The following is a 20,583-nucleotide window of genomic DNA, read 5'->3' on the forward strand; positions in this document are numbered from 1 at the left end:
GTAATTTCTAATTCAAATTCCAAAAATAAATCACCTAATTATTAAGTTTTTAGGCAAGGTTACGATATTTTTTAGCAATACAAAGGGACTTGTTAAAATATCTTTAGCTAGAGTAGTTTTATACTCAAGATTATCAAGACTTCCGCTGATTTTTAGCTGAGTTGCGATTTTATTATCCTTGCCACCTATGAAAATCTCTTTTACGATAGGAATATTGCTGATTATTTTATTTGTATTTTTTAAAGTAAAAATATTTAGAACAATATCTGCTGTTTTTGAATTAAGATTAATAATTCCTTTACCACTGCAATCAATGCTATAACCTAAGATATTTACATTTTCAATATTTATTAGGTTGTTTTTATGTTTAAACTCAATTGAGCCAAACTTAATTCCTAAACCTTTTTTAGTAAAACCAGGCTTATTTAAAGTCATAATGCTAGGAACGCTCTCAATAAACGCTATTAGATTTATATAGTTTTTTGTATTTGCTAGATATGCCCCCCTAACATTTAATAAACCCTCAAAATCATCAAGATTTTTACCATTTGCATCTAGGTCAATTTCTCCACTTATAAAGATTTCTTTATTTGTGATTTCATTTAATGTTTTGTGGCTTAGCTCTCTAATATAAGCTAAAAAACTATCTTTACTAATTTTAGCCGATAATTCTCCGCCGTTTTTAAAAGTAGCTTTTATCATAGTTTGATAATTGCTTTTATTAAGGTTTAGTTTTTCAAAATTAAGATTAAAATCTTTATAAAAAATCTTAGAATTAGTTAAATTAAGTTCTATGCTAGAATTATCGCTTTTATCGTTATCTAGTTTATTTGCATCAATTATTGCATTGTTTAAATTTATAATTGTTTTATTATTTTTTGAGCTAAGTTCAACTAATTTGCTTTTAGTCGTTATTTTTGTTTCATCTTTTTTAATGCTTATATAAAAATCATCTTTAATATATTTATAATTATTATCTAAATTATTAGGATTATTTTTATAGATATTAAAATCAAACATCGCATTAGTAATATTTACAAAAAATACATCATTTTTACTGCTTAATTCAATCTCTCCATTGCTAAATTTTAAACTTTGAAGTTTTTTAGAATACGGCAACAAATCAACAATTTTGCTCTTAATCAGCAAATCATTGCCTAAATAAATCGTGGAATTTAGTTTAGGAAATTCAAGTGTTTTGGTGTTTAGATTAAGGTTTAGTTTAGCACTATCACTAAAATTAAAATATTCTTTATAATCAATATTTAGATTTTTAGCTTCTATGCTTGCTAGTTTAGTTCCTGCATCTAGTTTAAAAACACCATTAGTTATTTTAATCTCGTTTGTATTTGCATCTCCTGTAACATTTACTAATTTATTATTTACGCTAACATTTACATTAGCATTAAATTTAAGATTATTAAAAGTATATGCTCCGTTTGATTTGACATTTACTAAAACATCGTGTTTTTTATCATTTCTTAGGCTTATTTTTACATTTGCTTTTGAAGTTCCACTAGTTTGTTTTAAACCTAAAAATACATTATAAGCATTGATGATTTTTTCTATTCCTTCGTTATACAATACATTATTTGCTTGTATATTTATTAAAATATTAGGGCGTAATAAATTATCAAAATTAAGGCTAAAACTATCTACTTTAACATTATTTAAAGAACTTAAATTAGAGCTTGTAATGTCTAATTGCATATCATTTAATGCTAGTTTTACTTCTTTTGCATAGGCTATCGGAGCTTTATCGTTATATCTTACATTTACATTAAAAAATATTCCATCTCCTAATGATTTTTCTAATTTATTATTTTTTATATAAAAGGCAAAGCTACCTTTAAAATTTTCAAATTTTACCCTATCTATAAGCCATTCTTTCATAATAGGCTTTAAATATTTATCAAAATGAGCCAAAGCTTTTTCTTGATTTTTAATTTCTAATTTTTCTATATCCAAAGAAAAATCATTTTTGCTATTAATTACATTTAATTTAGCATTTAAATCATTGTTTTTAGAATGCAAATAGCCTTTTATTTCTATGCTTTTTGCAATTCTTAAATCTCCATAAAAATACAAATCTTTATATCTTAAACTACTTATATTTATCAATAATTCATTTAAATATGGATTTATTATTAGATTTGTTTCAATGTCATTGCTAGAAATATTTAAATGTTTTTGATCATAATAAACTTGTATTTTATCGCTATCATTTACTTTAACTTCTTTAATGTTTATGTTTTGAAAAAATGCTAAAATTTGTTTAAATTCTTTTAAGTCTAGGATTTTTTTTCTAAGTGCATTGATGTTTATATCTTCATTGCTGTTTGCTTTTTTGATATAAACTTTATTTGCATTTAATATTAATTTTTTATCAAGTTTTATATAAAGCTCTGTTATTTCAATATTTGGTAATTCTAAATTCCTAATTGAAATTCCGTTAGCTAATACAATTACAAAGGCAATTATTAAAAATATGAATATAAAAAGACTTTTTACTATTTTATTTATGTGTTTAGATGTTTTTTTCATCTTTATCCTAGCTATTTTGTTTTATTTATTGCAACCTGTGAAGTCAAACTCAGTAGTATATGTTCCGCAAGGCTCAAACGCAAAGATTATAACAAGTTTAAATAATACAAAATTGCAATTTAGCAAATTAGACCAATATTTATTATTATTTTTCGGACAACCTCAAAGTGGATGGATAGCAATATCAAAACCACAGCTTTTAAGATGGGAGTTTTTAAATGAACTTACGAAAAATAAAGCAGCCTTAGTAAATATTACATTAATTCCAGGCGAAACAAGTGAATATTTTTTAAGAGAAGTTGCAGCTAAAAAGCTTAACTTAAATCCTGATAAATTATTAGATGAATTATATTCTCAATCAAGTAGAAAAGAAGGAATGCTTACACCTGATACTTATTCAATTCCATTAGGTATTAGCGAAAGATTATTTATAAAATATTTACTAGATTTTACGAAAAAACGCAATGAAACAATAAGCAAAAAGGTTTTTGGAGATTATACAGAATATAAATTTTATCGTTTTGTTATAGTTGCAAGTATTATTCAAAAAGAAGCAGCGAACGAAAGCGAGATGCCTATTGTAGCAAGTGTTATTTATAATAGACTAAATAAGGGCATGAAGTTGCAAATGGACGGAATGCTAAATTACGGAATGAATTCACATGTAAAAGTAACACCACAAATGATTAGAGAAGATAATTCAGAGTTTAATTCATATAAAAACTCAGGTCTTCCAAGTGTTTCAATTTGTAACGTTTCAACCCCTGCAATACTTGCAGCAATTTCTCCTGCTAAGACAAATTATTTATATTTTATGAGAGATAAAAAAACGGGAACTCACAAGTTTAACACAACTTTACAAGCTCACGAGCAAGAAGTAGCTAGACAAAGATAGTCTAGTTAGCTTTTTTATTCACTTACTTGCCATTTACCGAGTAGTAATACATTCCTTTAAATTCAAATTTAAAGGAGTTAAAATGAGTATTGTTTATACTTTCACAGACGAATCACCGGCACTGGCTACTCTTAGCTTTTTACCGATAGCAAAGGCTTTTTTAAAGCATGCTAATTTAGAAGTTGAAGTTGCAGATATTTCACTTGCTGCTAGAGTTATGTCTAGTTTTCCTGAGTGCTTAAATGGACAAAAGTGCGAAGATGCTTTAGCTCATTTAGGAGAGCTTGTTAAAAAAGATGGTGCTAATGTTATTAAAACACCAAATATTTCAGCATCAATTCCACAGCTTAAAGCTTGCATAAAAGAATTGCAAAGCAAAGGAATAAATGTTCCAAATTATCCAGATGAGCCAAAAAACGATGAAGAAAAGGCTATTAAAGAAAAATACGCAAAAGTTTTAGGCTCAGCAGTAAATCCTGTTTTAAGACAAGGAAACTCAGATAGAAGAAGCACAAAAGCTGTTAAAGACTATGCAAAAGCAAATCCTTATAAGACTAAAAACTTTAGTAAAGATAGTAAAAGCCTTGTAAGTTGTATGAATAGCGATGACTTTTTCTCAAATGAAAAAGCTGTTTTAGTTAAAGAAAATGGCACAGCAAGATTATTTAAAGTTGTAAATGGTGTAAAAACTGAACTAAAATCATTTGAAGTTGTAAGTGGCGAAGTAATGGATGCAACTTTTATGAATGTTGCAAAATTAGATGAGTTTTATGAAAAACAAATAGAGCTTTGCAAAAAAGAAGATATTTTATTCTCACTTCATTTAAAAGCTACAATGATGAAGGTAAGCGATCCTGTGTTATTCGCTCATGCACTTAAGGTATATTTTAAAGACTTATTTGCTGAGTTTGGCGATGAGTTTGCAAATTTAGGAATAAATCCAAACAACGGCTTAAGCGAACTTTTAAGCAAGGTTGAAAACTCAAGCAAAAAAGAGCAAATCCTAAAAAGATATGAAGAGATTTTAAATACAAGAGCTCCAATTTCAATGGTAAATTCTGACAAGGGCATAACAAATCTTCACGTTCCAAGCGATGTAATAGTTGATGCTTCAATGCCTGCAATGCTTAAAAATGGTGCTAAGTTATGGGATAAAAACGGCAATGAAATGGATACAAATGCAGTTATCCCTGATCAAACTTATGCAACTATTTATAAGGCTGTGTTAGATGATATGAGAGCAAATGGTGCAATTAATCCAAGCGTGGTTGGTTCGGTTAGCAACGTTGGTTTAATGGCTAAAAAAGCTCAAGAATACGGCTCACATGATAAAACTTTCATAGCTGACTTAGACGCTACTTATCAAATAGAACTAAATGGCGAAGTTTTAATTTCACATGATGTTAAAAAAGGCGATATTTATAGAATAAATCTAGCTAAACCTGATGCAATAGCTAACTGGATAAAACTTGCAAAACAAAGATGTGAATTAAGTGGCGAGCAAGGAATATTCTGGCTTGATAGTAAAAGAGCAAGCGATAGAATAATCATTGATTTAGTTAAAAAAGAATTAGGAGAAACTTTCTTAATATTAAGTCCTTATGAGGCTTGCAAAAAAAGTTTAGAAATAATTAGAAGTGGTAAAAACTGCATATCAATTACAGGAAACGTTTTAAGAGATTATTTAACAGACCTTTTCCCAATTTTAGAATTAGGCACGAGTGCAAAAATGCTTTCAATTGTTCCTATGCTAAATGGTGGAGCAATGTTTGAAACAGGTGCTGGTGGTTCAGCTCCAAAACAAGTAGAGCAAGTAATTACAGAAAATCACTTAAGATGGGATAGTTTAGGTGAGTTTTTAGCACTTCAAAGCTCATTAGAATTTGAAGGAAATAAAGGAAATGCTAAGGCTATGGTTTTAGCTGAAGCTTTTGATGAGGCAATTGCTACTTATTTAAATGAAAATAAAGCACCTAGTAGAAATGCAAAAGAAAATGACAATAGAACAAGTCATGTTTATTTTGCAATTTATTTAGCAAATGCACTTGCTAAGCAAAATAAAGATGAAAATATGAAAAATCACTTCAAAAACATTGCTGAAAATCTGAATTCAAATTCTTCTAAAATTATTGAAGAATATATGAATGAAGAAGGAAAAGCTGTGGATTTAGATGGTTATTATGTTTTAGGCGAAGTAGCTGAAAAAATCATGAGACCAAGTGTTACATTTAATAATATTATAAAATCAATTTAAGGAGTAAAAATGAATATACACGAGTATCAAGCAAAAGAAATTTTTGCTAAGTTTGGTGTGCCTACATTAAAAGGTAAGGTTGCATTTAGTGTTGAAGAAGCTGTAGCAAATGCTAAAGAATTAGGCGGAAGTGTTTGGGCTGTTAAAGCTCAAATCCACGCAGGTGGTCGTGGTCTTGGTGGCGGTGTAAAAATCGCTAAGAGTTTAGATGAAGTTAAAATGTATGCTGAAAAAATCTTAGGAATGAATCTTGTAACTCATCAAACAGGACCTGAAGGAAAACTTGTTAGAAAGCTTTATATTGAAAGCGGTGCAAATATAGAAAAAGAATATTATTTAGCATTATTATTTAATAGAATGGAAGAAAAAATCACAATCATAGCATCAAGCGAAGGTGGTATGGATATAGAAAAAGTTGCAGCAGAGCAACCAGAAAAAATAGCAAAAGTTACAATTGACCCAGCAATCGGCTTTAAAATGTTCCATGGACTTGAAGTTGTAAAAGTTCTAGGACTTAATAAAGATGAAGGTAAAAAACTAATTACATTTATTGATAAATTATATAAATTATATCTAGCAAAAGATGCTAATTTAGTTGAGATAAATCCACTTATAAAAACTGCTGAAGGTGAGTTTTTCGCGCTTGATGCAAAAATGAGTTTTGATGATAGCGGTCTTTATAGAAATCCTGATATTGCAGAATTAAAAGACGAAACAGAAGAAAATCCAGCTGAACTTGAAGCTAGTAAATATGGCTTAAGCTATGTAAAACTTGATGGCGATGTAGCTTGTATGGTAAATGGTGCAGGCTTAGCAATGGCTACAATGGATATTATTAATTATAGTGGTTGCAAACCTGCAAACTTCTTAGATGTTGGTGGTGGAGCAAGTGCTGAAACGGTTGCAAAAGCATTTGAAATTATTATGAGAGATAAAAATGTAAAAGTAATCTTTATCAATATCTTTGGTGGTATCGTAAGATGCGATAGAATTGCAAATGGTGTATTAGAAGCTACTAAAACAACGCAAATTGATATTCCTGTGGTTGTTCGCCTAGATGGAACAAATGCTAAAGAAGCAAAAGAGATTTTAGACAATTCAGGTCTTAAAAATATTCACGCAGCAACAGACTTTGCAAATGGTGCTGAAATCGTAAAAAGCTTAGTAAAGTAAGGAGAAAATAATGAGTATATTAGTAAATAAAAATACAAAAGTAATAGTTCAAGGCTTTACAGGTAAAGAAGCTACATTTCACGCAGAGCAATGCATTGCTTATGGCACAAATATTGTTGGTGGTGTAACTCCATTTAAAGGTGGAGAAACTCATCTTGGAAAACCTGTATTTGATACAGTTAAAGAAGCAGTTAGTAAAACTGGTGCTGATACAAGCTTAATTTTCGTTCCTCCATTTGCTGTTGGAGATAGTATTATTGAAGCAGCTGATGCAGGTATTAAACTTGCAGTTGTAATTACAGAACACACTCCTGTAAAAGATATGATGTTTGCAAAAGCTTATGCAAATAAAAAAGGTATGAAAATTATAGGTCCTAATTGCCCAGGAATTATTACAGCAGATGAATGTAAATTAGGAATTATGCCAGGCTTTATATTTAAAAAGGGAAATATCGGCGTAATTTCAAAAAGTGGAACATTAACTTACGAAGCAGCAAATCAAGTTGTTTTAGGTGGTTATGGAATTACAACTGCAGTTGGAATCGGAGGAGATCCAATCATAGGACTTGCTTATAAAGAATTATTAGCTGAGTTTGAAAAAGATGAGCAAACGAAAGCTATTGTTATGATAGGTGAAATCGGTGGAAGCTTAGAAGTTGAAGCTGCTAAATTTATAAAAGAAAACATAACTAAACCTGTAGTAGCATTTATTGCTGGTGCAACAGCTCCAAAAGGTAAAAGAATGGGTCACGCTGGTGCAATAGTTGGAAGTGCTGATGAGAGTGCTGCTGCTAAAAAAGAAGCTTTAAAGAGCTATGGCGTTCATGTAGTTGATTCTCCTGCAGATATCGGTAAAAAAATCAAAGAAATTTTAAAGTAATTTAAATCCTAGCCTTTTGGCTAGGTAAAAGAAAGGAAAACAAATGGAAACTAACGCTCCTGTATGGGTTGATGAGAAAAGATGTAAAGCCTGTAATATATGCGTAAGCTATTGTCCTATGGGTGTTATTGCTATGAGAGATGAGCCAAGTGCAGTGCTTGGTCAAATGATTGAAGTGGTTAATCCAGAATCATGTATCGGATGTAGAGATTGTGAAAATCACTGCCCTGATTTTGCGATTAATGTTGCTGATGCTAAGAGCTTTAAGTTTGCAAAACCTTCTCAAGAAGGCAAAGACAGAGCTGCAGCAATTAAAGCTAATAATTTTAAAAAGTTAAAGGCGTAACAATGAGAGAAGTAATATCAACAGGAAATAACCTAATAGCTCAAGCTGCAATTGATTGTGGTTGCACATTTTTTGGTGGCTATCCTATCACTCCAAGTAGTGAAATAGCTCATGAATTAAGCCATCTTTTACCAAAAAATAATGGAACATTTATACAAATGGAAGATGAAATAAGTGGAATTAGTGTTGCCTTAGGTGCTGCTATGAGTGGTGCAAAAGCAATGACAGCAAGTAGTGGTCCAGGAATTAGCCTTAAATCAGAGCAAATCGGACTTGCTTATATAGCTGAGATTCCAATCGTTATAGTAAATGTTATGCGTGGAGGACCTTCAACTGGCTTACCAACTCGTGTTGCTCAAGGTGATTTATTCCAAGCTAAATCTCCAAGTCATGGCGATATGGCAAGTATTGCTATTGCACCTGCAAGTTTAGAAGAAAGTTATAATCTAACAATTACTGCATTTAATTATGCGAATAAATATTCAACTCCAGTGTTTTTATTAATGGATGAAACGGTTGGACATATGAATGGTAAGGCAATTTTACCTGAAATAAAAGATTTAAAAATAGAACCACGCCGTGAATTTACAGGTGATCCTAAAGAATATAAGCCATATAAAGCAGAAATGAATGAACCAGCTACTTTAAATCCATTCTTTAAAGGTTATCGCTACCATGTAACAGGACTTCATCATGGAGATATAGGCTTTCCAACAGAAGATGGAAAAATAGTTGATTATAATATGAAAAGACTTATAGGTAAGGTAAAAAATAAAGTTGATGAAATTGCATTATTTGAAGAATTTATGCTAGATGATGCTGATATTTGTATTATTGCTTATGGTAGTGTATCTCGTGCAGCAAAAGAAGCAATTACTAGACTTAGAGCACAAGGTTATAAGGTTGGTTTATTTAGACCTATTACTTTATATCCAGTGCATGAGAAAAAATTAGCTGAAGTTTGTTCAAGATTTAAAAAGATTTTAGTAACAGAGCTAAATATGGGACAATATTTAGAAGAAATTCAAAGAGCAAGTAAAAGAGATGATTTTGCTAGCTTACATAGAGCTAATGGTCGTCCTATTACTCCAAGTGAAATTGAAGCAAAAGTAAAGGAGAGTTTCTAATGTCATTTAATTATGATGAATATCTAAGAGTAGATAAAATGCCTACTCAGTGGTGCTGGGGCTGTGGTGATGGTGTTGTTTTAAAATGTATTATTAAAGCTATTGCTAAAATGGGCTGGGATATGAACGATGTTTGTATGGTTAGTGGAATTGGCTGTAGCGGTAGAATGAGCTCTTATGTAAATTGCAATACAGTTCATACTACTCATGGTCGTGCATTAGCTTATGCAACAGGTATAAAATTAGCAAATCCTACAAAGCATGTAATCGTTGTAACAGGAGATGGCGATACAACTGCAATCGGTGGTAATCATTTAATCCATGCAGCAAGAAGAAATATAGATTTAACTCATATTATGATTAATAACTTTATTTATGGACTTACAAACTCTCAAACAAGCCCAATGACTCCACAAGGATTTTATACAGTTACTGCTCAATTTGGTAATATTGACCCAAGTTTTGATGCTTGTGAGCTTGTAAAAGCTGCAGGTGCTAGTTTTATTGCTCGTGGTAATGTAATTGAAGCAAATAAGCTTGAGAATATGATTTATAAAGCAATGAGCCATGAGGGTTATAGTTTTATTGATTGCTTTAGTAACTGCCATATTAACCTAGGTCGTAAAAACAAAATGGGTGAAGCTGTTCAAATGCTTGATTGGATTAGTAATCGCTCAGTAGAAAAATCAAAATTTGATAAATTAAGCGAAGAAGAAAGAGCAAATAAATTCCCAACAGGAATTTTATATGAGAATAAAACTAAGCCTGAGTATTGCAAAGCTTATGAAGAAGTTCGCCGTGCAGCACAAGCAAATAGAATGGTAGATTTAAATGCTTTAGGAGGTGCTAAATGAAATTCCAACTAAGATTTGGTGGAGAAGGCGGACAAGGTGTAATTACCGCAGGAGAAATTTTAGCAGCTGCTTGGATGGAAAAGGGCGGAAGCAATAATAATGGTGGTTATGCTATAAAAGCAAGCACCTATACTTCTCAAGTTCGTGGTGGTCCAACTAAGGTTGATATTATTTTAGACGATAATGAAATATTATTTCCTTACGCAGTAGAAGGAGAAATTTCTTTTATGCTTTCAACTGCTCAAAAAGGCTATGCAGGGTTTAAAGATGGCGTTTGCGAAGGTGGTATTATAGTAGTTGAACCAAACCTTGTAAAACCTAGCGAAGAAGATAGGAAGAAATTTAAAATAATTGAAATTCCTATTATTACAATAGCAAAAGATGAAGTTGGAAATGTTGCAACTCAATCAGTTGTAGCACTTGCAATTGCTGTTTATATGAGCAAATGTATGGATATTGAAGCTGTAAAAGAAGTAATGTTAAGCCACGTTCCAGCAAAAACTCGTGATGCAAATGCTAAAGCTTATGATTTAGGTATTAAATACGCTAAAGAAGCTTTAGGAGAATAATTTAATTTCGCCCCTTAAATGGGGCTTTTTAAGGAAAACTTATGTCAAAGGACAAAATTCCATTAGCTATTTTATGTATATTAATAGCTCTTTCTTTTGTTTTTATTCCGGTTCCTGAAAGTTTAGTTTCTATAAAACAAGCAGCTTTATTAAAAGCTCATCCTGATTTTTCAAGTGAAAAAATTTTTAGTTTAAGTTTAAGTGATGCTAGACTTGCATGGATTTATTTAGGTTGCTTTATAGCTACGATTTTATGTATTATCTTAAAGGTTATGCCACTTGGCGCAGTTAGCTTAATAGCTATTGCATTTGTTGCAATAAGCACAATTAGTGTGGGTGCTGATATTAGTGGTGCTGCAAGAAGCAAAGCTGCTATTAAAGATGCTTTAAGTGCGTTTTCAAATAGCTTAATTTGGCTTATAGTTATATCAATTATGCTTGCTCGTGGTATTATTAAAACTGGTCTTGGAAGAAGATTAGCGTTTTATTTTTTAAGCATATTTGGTAAAAAAACTTTAGGTATAGGATATTCAATTGCTTTAAGCGAAGTATTCTTAGCTCCTATTACTCCATCAAATACAGCAAGGGGTGGTGGTATTATTAACCCTATTGTTCAATCAATTGCTAAAGCTTTAGGTTCAGAGCCAAATAGCCCTACACAAAATAAAGCAGGAACATATCTTAGTCTTGTAAATTATCAATCAAACCCAATTACATCAGCTATGTTTATTACTGCAACTGCACCAAATCCACTTGTAGTAAAATTAATCTCAGATGCAACAAATACAAATATTAGTATTACATGGGGGCAGTGGGCTTTAGGAATGTTTGTTCCTGGTATGTGTGCAATATTGCTAATGCCTTTAGTGATATATTTTTTAAGTCCACCTGAGCTAAAACAAACGCCTGATGCAAGAGAACTTGCTAAAAAAGAATTAGCAGCTATGGGTAAGTTTAGTTTAGATGAAAAAATCATGCTTAGTATTTTTGGATTATGCTTATTTTTATGGGCTGGAATGCCTAGCAATTTTGCTAATTGGTTTGGCTTTAGTGAGTATTCAAAGGCTTTAAGTTTTGATCCTGCTAGTGTTGCTGCTTTAGGACTTGCTATTGCACTTTTAACTGGGGTTTTAAAATATGATGAATTATTAGCAGAAAAAACTGCATGGGATACTTTAGTATGGTTTGCTGCTTTAATTATGCTTGCAACTATGCTTGATAAATTAGGCTTAGCTGCGTTTTTGGGTCAAGAATTAAAATTAGTAGCTTCATCTTTAGGACTTAGCACTACTTTTATTATGATATTTTTTACTTTAGCATTTTTGTATTCTCATTATTTTTTTGCAAGCACAACGGCTCACATTTCAGCGATGTTTTTGGTATTTTATAAAACGGGGCTTGATTTAGGAGCACCGCCTATGCTATATGCTTTTATGCTAGCAGCAGCAGGAAATATTATGATGGCGCTAACTCATTATGCGACAGGAACTGCACCAGTGGTTTTTGGAAGTGGTTATGTAAGTCTTAATAGATGGTGGATAGTAGGATTTATAGTAAGCGTTGTTGATATTGTAGTAATGATTTGCGTCGGCTTAGTATGGTGGAAAATACTAGGATTTTATTAATTTTTTTAAAGAATTTGAAATAGGAAATTCCTATTTCAAATTCCAAGACTAATTTAACACAAAGATTATCTTCTTTAGGCTAGAATAAAAACACAATTTAATTACAAGGAGAAATGATGAAAAAAGTTGGTATTTTTTACGCTACAAAAGGCGGCACAACAAAAGCTTTCGCAGAGCAAATCGCAGCAAAAATCGGTGCTGATGTTATAAATATTAAAGATGTTGAAATAAACGCATTAGCAGAATATAAAACTTTAGTTTTAATGAGTTCAAGCTATTTCTTTGGAGCACTTGCAGAAGATTGGGGAAGCAAGGTAAAATTATTAAATACTATTGATTTTAGTGATAAAAATGTAGCTATTGTTGGTGTTGGCGGACAAGAAAGACATCCTGATAGTTTTTGCTCGGGTGTAGCTGATTTTTATGATAAATTAGCATTTAGTGGAGCAAGATTTATAGGTGAAGTTTGCTCAAATGATTATAAATACACTTTCTCAAGACTTCAGCATGGAAACGCTTTAAGAGGACTTTGCCTTGATAAAGCTGATGGCGATAAAAACGAAGCAAGAATTAATGCTTGGGTTGAAAACATCAAAAAATATTTATAATTTAAGGAAGCTAAGCTTCCTTTTTTAGTAATGAAAGCATTTTTTAAACACTTATATTTGATATTTATTTTTAGACTTTGTTATGATAAAAAAGGTAATTTTTTATTATTTTTATTTCAATTAATCTCAGCATTTTTTGTTTTTATAATGTCTATTATGGTGGTAGTGTATAGCTTAGAGTATATTAATGATCATACAAAAAGCATTGATGAACTTAAAAAAATTGAAGGAATATTAGTTGATACCGGAGTTTATATTTATAGTGATAAAAATAGAGCTTGGTATATTGAAGTGCTTGACGATAATGATAATAAACGAAAAGCTTTTCTTATGCAAGGATATAAAAGTTATGCTAGTAAATTAGAAGGTCAAAGGGTTGTGGTTTATTATATTCCTAATTTTTTTGATTTTGAATTATATAACAAAATTAGCAATCCAGTAGTTAGGCAATTAGAATCAAACGGCTATATTTATGAGCGATATAGAGTAATAGATGATTATAAGAAATTAAAATATATTTTTCCATTTTTTATATTTTTTACAAGTATTTTTTATGTGCTAAATATCAAGGGAAAATACCCTAATAATTATGAATTACCACAGATAAGACATAGTATAAGACTAAAGACTTTTAATAAATATTTTTTGATTTTATTAATGTGGTTTGTTTTTATAATTGCAGCTTTTAAATATAGAGATAAGGTTATCATAATATATATTTTAACTATCTTAAATCTTATAATTACGCTGATTTTTGAGCTAAAATTTAATATTATTAGGCTTAATTTTTATGATGATTTTTTAGAATTTGAATGCGGATTTTGGCTTTTTAAAATCAAATCTATAAAATCATTTGATTTAAAAAATCTAATAATTATTACAAAATATTTAAAATTTAAAATCAATAAAGATGATTTAAATGATGAAAATTTAAAGGTTTTTCAAGACTTTTGCCAAAACTTAATTTCTAAAACTTCTAAATAAAAAAGTCAAGCAAATTCCTATTTTGTAATTCTTTTTGTTTTAACAAATAAATATAAGCTCAGAATATTTTCCTTTTATTCTTTTATATTTTCTAAACTCTAATACTTCACTTTTTATTGTTTAGTTTGTGTGCTTAGTTGTTCTGATTGGATTGAGTTCCGAGCCAATAATGATTATCGGTAGTTTTATTTAAACTTTTAAAGAATTTGAAATAGGAATTTGAACTAAAATTAAATAAGTTCTTCTATTTTTATGATAATCTCACAATTGATATAATCCTAAAATCTTTAGAACTTAAATTAGAAATCGCAAATTAATATTTAAATATTGCACAAATTAAAAAGCAAATTTCTATTTCCTAATTCTTTTCGTTTTACATTAAATATAAGCTTGATTTTAATTCTGTTTTATTAATTAAGACTAGTTTGTTTGATAGTGTTTATTATTCTAAATTTACAAAGAATTTGAATTAGGAATTTTAAAACAATATTTAAATATTACAAAAACAAAAAAAGCAAATTCCTAATTCAAATTCTTTAAACAAAAGCTAATAAATCAAAAGCTTACATTTAACGCAATAAACTAATTCTTAATTAAATATAAAGAAAAAATATTAATTAAATAAAGTTACAAAAATATTACAAAATTTAAGAAAATCTTTAGATTTTTGTAATATATTAATTTAAACTTAATTTTAGGAGTTAGTATGAAAGGCAAAGTTTCTTTAGCAAAACTTATAGCCCCTATCTTTACTGGGTTGTTTGTTTATGCTTGTTCATACATTTTCGCCGATTATTCGGTGCTTAGTATGAATGCTTGGATTTTTGTTAGCATTTTTGCTGCTTTAGTAGTTGGGCTTATTTTAGAGCCTATGCCACCTGCGTTTTTAGGAATTATCGCTATTGCTTTAGCTGTATTGTTTAAGGTTGGACCAGTAAAATCAGGCGAAGTAGGTGCAAAGATTAGTGCAGAAGCTGCGATTAACTGGGGTCTAACAGGATTTTCAAATTCGGTTGTATGGCTTATATTTGCTTCGTTTATGATAGGAATAGGCTATCAAAATAGTGGTCTTGGAAAAAGAATTGCCTTAATTTTGGTTAATAAATTGGGTAAATCTACTTTAGGTTTAGGCTATGCAATTGCTATTGCTGATTTAATTTTAGCCCCATTTATCCCAAGCAATGCAGCAAGAAGTGGAGGGACAATCTATCCAATTGCTATGAGTATTCCTACCATGTATGATAGCTCACCAGAAAAAGAACCTAGAAAAGTAGGTGCTTATATTGCATGGGTAAGCCTTGCTACTACTTGTATTTCAAGCTCAATTTTTCTAACAGGTCAAGCACCAAATCCACTTGCTTTAGAAATTTTATCAAAATCAGGAATAGCAGTAGTTGATTGGATGGGCTGGTTTTTATGCTTTTTACCTGTTGGAATAATTTTATTTTTAATCACACCATTATTAACATATTATATTTATCCGCCTGAAGTAAAAGGCTCTAGTAAAATTAGTGCGTGGGCTAAAGAAGAATTAACTAAACTTGGCTCAATTAAACCAAAAGAATTATTAATGTTAAGCATTTCAGTTCTTGCTCTAATTTTATGGATAGGCTCAAAAAAATTCGGCGTGAGCGCTACAACAACAGCCTTAATTGTAATTGTTCTAATGATAGTTACAAATATTATTACTTGGAATGATTTTTTAGCTAATAAACCAGCTTGGAATGTTCTTACTTGGTTTGCAACTTTAGTAACTATGGCAGGGGGTTTAAAAAATGTTGGCTTCTTAGACTTTTTATCAAAATATACAGATAGTTTATTAAGTGGATTTTCACCTACTACTGCTGTGTTTGTTTTATTATTAGTATTTTGTTTATTAAGATATTTTTTCGCATCAGGCACTGCTTATGTTACCGCAGTTGTTGGAGTATTTGCGATTATTGCAGGCAAAATTGAAGGCTTTGATGCGTCATTTATAATGATGTTTTTACTAGCTCCTATGGGTATGATTAGCGTATTAACCCCTTATGGAACAGGACATAGTCCGATTTGGTTTGCAAGTGGATACATAAAAGGTAGTGAGTTTTGGAAATTAGGTGCTATTTTTGGAGCGATTTATTTACTAATTTACACACTTATTGCTTATCCGTGGTTTAAATTTATTATTCCACATATTTTTTCGTAAGTCGTTTATAAATCATTAGTAGAATGAAAAAAAATTAAGAAAAGGAGTAAAAGTGTCTAGTAAAATTGAGAATTTTTTAGGCAAAAGAGTTGATGGCACAAAATCACGCTTACCTGCTAAGCTTGACTTTTATCAAAGTGCTACTGGTTTAATTCTAGGGCTTTTTATGTGGGGACATATGATATTTGTTTCTACCGTTTTAATTAGCCCTGATTTTTTTAATGCTACGGCTAAGTTTTTTGAAGGTTCAGCTATTTTTGATACCCCAAAACCTGCCATAGTATCTTGTATGGTGTTTGTAATTTTTGTTATTTTCTTTGTTCATGCTGCGCTTGGAATGAGAAAATTACCTATTACTTATCGCCAATGGCAAATCACAAGAGAGCATTCAAAACTAATCAAGCATGAAGATACAACTTTATGGGTTATTCAAGCCTGTACCGGATTTTTAATGTTCTTCTTTGCATCAATGCACCTTGCTATGATGTTTTTTAATCCTGAGACAATTAGATTCTTAGGTGCTGTTGAAAGAATTGTAAATCACAATATGTGGGCGTTTTATTTGATTTTATTATTTGCTGTTGAACTTCATGGCGGAATAGGTCTTTATAGACTTTGCGTTAAATGGGGTTGGTTTGATGGTGAAGATGTAAAAACTGCAAGAGCTAGAAGAAAAACTCTTAAGAAATTAAAATGGATTATTAGTATTTTCTTTATAGTTTTAGGACTTGCTAATTTAGCAGTATTCATAAAAGCTGGAATGAGCTTATAACAAACAGAAAGGCTTAGAATGAAAGTAGAATTTAGTGATGCTTTGATAGTTGGTGGAGGACTTGCAGGTCTTAGGTCTGCAGTTGAAGTTGCTAAGAGTGGTCAATCGGTTACGCTATTAAGTATTTGTCCTGTTAAGCGTTCTCACTCAGCAGCAGTTCAAGGTGGTATGCAAGCAAGCCTTGCTAATGGAAATAAAGGTGAAGGCGATAATGAAGACTTACACTTCGCTGATACTGTAAAAGGAAGCGACTGGGGTTGCGATCAAGAAGTAGCTCGTATGTTTGCTCAAACAGCACCTAAAGCTGTTCGTGAATTAGCTAGTTGGGGTGTGCCTTGGACTAGAATTACTAAAGGTCCTAGAAGTGTTGTAATCAACGCTCAAAAAGTAACAATAGAAGAAAAAGCAGAAGCACACGGACTAATAAACGCAAGGGATTTTGGTGGAACTAAAAAATGGAGAACCTGTTATATAGCTGATGCTACTGGGCATTGTATGATTTTTGGTGTTGCAAATGAAGCTATAAAGCATAATGTAAAAATCATAGATAGAATGGAAGCTTTAAGAATTATTCATAAAGATGGCGTTTGTTTAGGAGTAGTTGCAAGAAGTTTGATTGATGGAAGCCTAACAGCTTTTGTTTCAAAAGGCACAATGATTGCAACAGGTGGTTATGGTAGAGTTTATAAGCAAACCACAAACGCAGTTATTTGTGAAGGAACAGGTGCAGCAATGGCACTTGAGACTGGAATTTGTTCTTTATCAAATATGGAAGCGGTTCAATTTCACCCAACACCGATTGTTCCAAGTGGAATACTTTTAACAGAAGGTTGCCGTGGTGATGGTGGGGTTTTAAGAGATGTTGATGGATATCGCTTTATGCCTGATTATGAGCCAGAGAAAAAAGAACTTGCTAGTCGTGACGTTGTAAGTCGTCGTATGATGGAACATATTAGAAAAGGAAAAGGTGTAAAGAGCCCTTATGGAGAGCATTTATGGCTTGATATTTCAATTTTAGGTCGTGCTCATGTAGAAAAAAACTTAAGAGATGTTCAAGATATTTGTAAGACATTTAACGGAATTGACCCTGCTGATGAAGGTCCAAAAGGTTGGGCGCCAGTTCTTCCTATGCAACACTATTCAATGGGTGGAATTAGAACTAAGCCAAACGGAGAAACTCCACGCATGAAAGGACTTTTTGCAGCTGGTGAAGCAGCTTGCTGGGATATGCATGGATTTAATAGACTTGGTGGAAATAGCTGTGCTGAAACCGTTGTAGCAGGTATGATTGTAGGAGATTATTTTGCTGAGTATTGCAAAAACAATGCAATTGTAGCTGATATGAATGTGGTTCAAGAGTTTTTAAATAAAGAAGCAAATTATTTAAAAGAAATAGCAAATCGTGAAGGTAAATATAATATTTTTGAAATCAAAAATGAAATGAAAGATATTATGTGGGAGCATGTTGCTATATTTAGAACAGGCGAAGGCTTAGAATATGCAGTAAAACGCCTTGAAGAATTATTAGTAGAAAGCTCAAAAGTAGCTATTAAAGATAAAGAATTAAATAGTTCAAATCCAGAGCTTGAAGAAGCTTATAGAGTTCCTAGAATGCTAAAAGTTGCACTTTGTGTAGCTCGTGGTGCATTACTTAGAACAGAAAGCCGTGGAGCACATTATAGAGAAGATTATCCAAAAAGAGATGACTTAAACTGGATGAAAAGAACTATGACTTATTGGGATGAAGGTTCTACTTTACCTAGAGTTGAATATGAAGACTTAGATATCATGAAAATGGAAATGCCACCAGCATTCCGTGGATATGGTGCAAAAGGAAATATCATAGAAAACCCATTAAGCGAAGTTCGCCAAAAGCAAGTAGATGAAATAACAGAAAAAATGCAAGCAGAAGGCAAAAACAGATATGAAATTCAAGATGCGTTAATGCCTTATGAATTACAAGCTAAATTTAAAGCACCAAACCAAAGAATAGGGGTTGATTATGAGTAGAAAATTAACAATAAAAGCATTTAAATATAATCCATATAGCAAAATAAGCAAACCGCATTTTGCTACTTATGAGCTAGAAGAAACTGATGGTATGACTATTTTTATAGTTTTAAATATGATTAGAGAAAGATTTGATGCGAGTTTAAGCTTTGACTTTGTTTGTCGTGCTGGAATTTGTGGTTCGTGTGCGATGATGATTAATGGTAAACCAAAATTAGCTTGCAGAACTTTAACTAGAGATTATCCTGATGGAGTAATTGAGCTTATGCCATTACCTGCATTTAAGCATATTAAGGATTTAAGCGTTAATACAGGTGAATGGATGGAAGGTATGTGTAAAAGAGTTGAAAGCTGGATACATACTGATAAAGTTACTGATATTTCTAAGATTGAAGAAAAGGTTGAGCCTGCTATTGCTGAAGAAACATTTGAGCTTGATAGATGTATTGAATGTGGTATTTGTATAGCTTCATGTGCAACTAAAGTTATGAGACCAAACTTCATTGGAGCAGCTGGACTTATGAGAGCTGCAAGATACGAGCAAGACCCACATGATAATAGAACTTTAGATGATTTTTATGAGTTAATTGGTGATGATGATGGTATTTTTGCTTGTATGAGCTTACTTGCTTGTGAAGATAATTGTCCAAAACAATTACCATTGCAAACAAAAATCGCTTACTTAAGACGCAAATTAGCTACAAATAAGAATTAAGTTTTCTTTAAAATCCTATTTCAAATTTCAAAAAGAATTTGAAATAGGAATTAAACCTTAAAATTAGATTTTAAATTCTTATTAATTAAATTTTTTATTTTATATAAGTTATAAATTAGTTTTTAATGATACAATTACGCCTTTTTAAACAAATTACACTTATTTAGAAAGGTTATAAATGAAACTTACAAATAAAGTTCCATTATTAGTGGGGATTCCACTGATTTTATGTTTTATCGTTTTAGGCGTTGTAAATTATGAAAGCTCTAAAAACGATTCTTATAGTGCTTTAAATCAAAGCAAGAAAAACACATTAGATTCTACTATGATGTATATAAATGCTTATTTTGCAGGAAAAAAGACTTTTATAGCAGAACTTGTAGAAAAATTTGATGAAGTTGATAGTAAAAATGACAAAGGCATATTAAATGTTTTAGATTTATACTATGATGTTTCAGGCTTTAAGGCTGGTATTTTTTATGTAAGAGCTAGCGATGGCAAAATTTTTCAAAAAGTAAATAAAGAAGAAAAAGCTAATGTTTTAGAAAATACAGAATACAGAAACGATAGTTGGTATAAAGAAGCTGTAAGCGAAGGTAGAGTTATTATAGGAAATGAAGTTTTTTATAATGACGCATTAGGCAAAAATGCAGCAACAATAGCAGCACCTGTGTTTGAAAATGGCAAGATTGTAGGTGTTATAGCAGGAGATGTTTTATTAGAAGAAATGAGAGAAAATATCTTATCTCTTAAGCCATCAAGAACAAGTTCAACCTTTGCTTTTGATAGTAGAAAATTATTTACAATTTATGCAGATAGCAAACAAGAATTAAAACCTGCAACAATAGCAGATGAAGTTACTAGAAAATTACAAGAAATAAGCACTTCTAAAAACAAGTCAAGTGAAATAACTCCTATTGAATATAATCTTAATAATATTGATCAAGTAGCAGTTTGTGCTTACCATAATGATTTAAACTGGACTATTTGTGCTACAAGTGAAGCTAGGGAATTTGATGAGAGCTTAGGAAGTTTAATTAAA

The 20,583-nt window shown here is 31.1% G+C and carries 17 protein-coding genes; 16 read left to right on the plus strand and 1 reads right to left on the minus strand.

Going from position 1 to position 20,583, the window contains the following annotated elements; genetic code table 11:
* Positions 1-30: 30 nt before the first annotated feature.
* A complete protein-coding gene (locus AVANS14531_RS06255; RefSeq protein WP_336611725.1) occupies positions 31-2,544 on the minus strand; it encodes a YhdP family protein in 2,514 nt (837 codons plus the stop codon).
* Here AVANS14531_RS06255 and mltG point away from each other — a divergent pair.
* The 16 genes from mltG to AVANS14531_RS06335 all read left to right on the plus strand — a co-directional run.
* Complete coding sequence (gene mltG / locus AVANS14531_RS06260; protein ID WP_442862404.1) at positions 2,441-3,439, plus strand: endolytic transglycosylase MltG; 999 nt, start codon at positions 2,441-2,443, stop codon at positions 3,437-3,439. The genes AVANS14531_RS06255 and mltG overlap by 104 nt on opposite strands.
* 82 nt (positions 3,440-3,521) lie before the next feature.
* Entirely contained in the window at positions 3,522-5,693 is a 2,172-nt protein-coding gene (locus AVANS14531_RS06265; RefSeq protein ID WP_336611726.1) for an NADP-dependent isocitrate dehydrogenase, read from the plus strand.
* Between the two features lie 9 nt (positions 5,694-5,702).
* On the plus strand, positions 5,703-6,866 hold the full coding sequence (gene sucC, locus AVANS14531_RS06270) for an ADP-forming succinate--CoA ligase subunit beta (RefSeq protein ID WP_239816919.1): 1,164 nt from the start codon (positions 5,703-5,705) through the stop codon (positions 6,864-6,866).
* 10 nt (positions 6,867-6,876) lie between these two features.
* Positions 6,877-7,746: a succinate--CoA ligase subunit alpha gene (gene sucD / locus AVANS14531_RS06275; protein WP_239816918.1), complete on the plus strand. Its 870-nt coding sequence runs from the start codon at positions 6,877-6,879 to the stop codon at positions 7,744-7,746.
* A gap of 43 nt (positions 7,747-7,789) precedes the next feature.
* Complete coding sequence (locus AVANS14531_RS06280) at positions 7,790-8,092, plus strand: 4Fe-4S binding protein (protein WP_336611727.1); 303 nt, start codon at positions 7,790-7,792, stop codon at positions 8,090-8,092.
* Between the two features lie 2 nt (positions 8,093-8,094).
* Positions 8,095-9,219 carry a 2-oxoglutarate synthase subunit alpha gene (locus AVANS14531_RS06285; RefSeq protein ID WP_239816916.1) on the plus strand — a complete coding sequence of 375 codons (1,125 nt, stop codon included), beginning with the start codon at positions 8,095-8,097 and terminating at the stop codon, positions 9,217-9,219.
* On the plus strand, positions 9,219-10,073 hold the full coding sequence (locus tag AVANS14531_RS06290) for a 2-oxoglutarate ferredoxin oxidoreductase subunit beta (RefSeq protein WP_336611728.1): 855 nt from the start codon (positions 9,219-9,221) through the stop codon (positions 10,071-10,073). Before AVANS14531_RS06285 ends, AVANS14531_RS06290 begins: the two co-directional genes overlap by 1 nt.
* The gene (locus AVANS14531_RS06295; protein WP_336611729.1) at positions 10,070-10,642 is read left to right on the plus strand and encodes a 2-oxoacid:acceptor oxidoreductase family protein; all 573 of its coding nucleotides are present in this window, start codon (positions 10,070-10,072) and stop codon (positions 10,640-10,642) included. Before AVANS14531_RS06290 ends, AVANS14531_RS06295 begins: the two co-directional genes overlap by 4 nt.
* A 41-nt stretch (positions 10,643-10,683) precedes the next feature.
* Positions 10,684-12,267: a DASS family sodium-coupled anion symporter gene (locus AVANS14531_RS06300; protein ID WP_336611730.1), complete on the plus strand. Its 1,584-nt coding sequence runs from the start codon at positions 10,684-10,686 to the stop codon at positions 12,265-12,267.
* A gap of 116 nt (positions 12,268-12,383) precedes the next feature.
* Complete coding sequence (locus AVANS14531_RS06305) at positions 12,384-12,875, plus strand: flavodoxin domain-containing protein (RefSeq protein WP_336611731.1); 492 nt, start codon at positions 12,384-12,386, stop codon at positions 12,873-12,875.
* A gap of 30 nt (positions 12,876-12,905) precedes the next feature.
* Positions 12,906-13,859 (plus strand): hypothetical protein, encoded by a 954-nt coding sequence (locus tag AVANS14531_RS06310; protein WP_336611732.1) that lies wholly within the window; start codon positions 12,906-12,908, stop codon positions 13,857-13,859.
* Positions 13,860-14,565: 706 nt separating this feature from the next.
* Entirely contained in the window at positions 14,566-16,044 is a 1,479-nt protein-coding gene (locus AVANS14531_RS06315; protein ID WP_336611733.1) for a DASS family sodium-coupled anion symporter, read from the plus strand.
* Positions 16,045-16,096: 52 nt separating this feature from the next.
* The gene (locus AVANS14531_RS06320) at positions 16,097-16,816 is read left to right on the plus strand and encodes a fumarate reductase cytochrome b subunit (RefSeq protein WP_239818421.1); all 720 of its coding nucleotides are present in this window, start codon (positions 16,097-16,099) and stop codon (positions 16,814-16,816) included.
* Between the two features lie 18 nt (positions 16,817-16,834).
* Positions 16,835-18,826: a fumarate reductase flavoprotein subunit gene (locus AVANS14531_RS06325; protein WP_239818422.1), complete on the plus strand. Its 1,992-nt coding sequence runs from the start codon at positions 16,835-16,837 to the stop codon at positions 18,824-18,826.
* The gene (locus AVANS14531_RS06330; RefSeq protein WP_239818423.1) at positions 18,819-19,541 is read left to right on the plus strand and encodes a fumarate reductase iron-sulfur subunit; all 723 of its coding nucleotides are present in this window, start codon (positions 18,819-18,821) and stop codon (positions 19,539-19,541) included. Before AVANS14531_RS06325 ends, AVANS14531_RS06330 begins: the two co-directional genes overlap by 8 nt.
* A gap of 178 nt (positions 19,542-19,719) precedes the next feature.
* The coding region (locus AVANS14531_RS06335; RefSeq protein WP_336611734.1) for a cache domain-containing protein at positions 19,720-20,583 on the plus strand (864 nt) is incomplete at its 3' end.

The sequence above is a fragment of the Campylobacter sp. Cr9 genome (genome assembly GCF_020138295.1).
Taxonomy (GTDB): Bacteria; Campylobacterota; Campylobacteria; order Campylobacterales; family Campylobacteraceae; genus Campylobacter_E.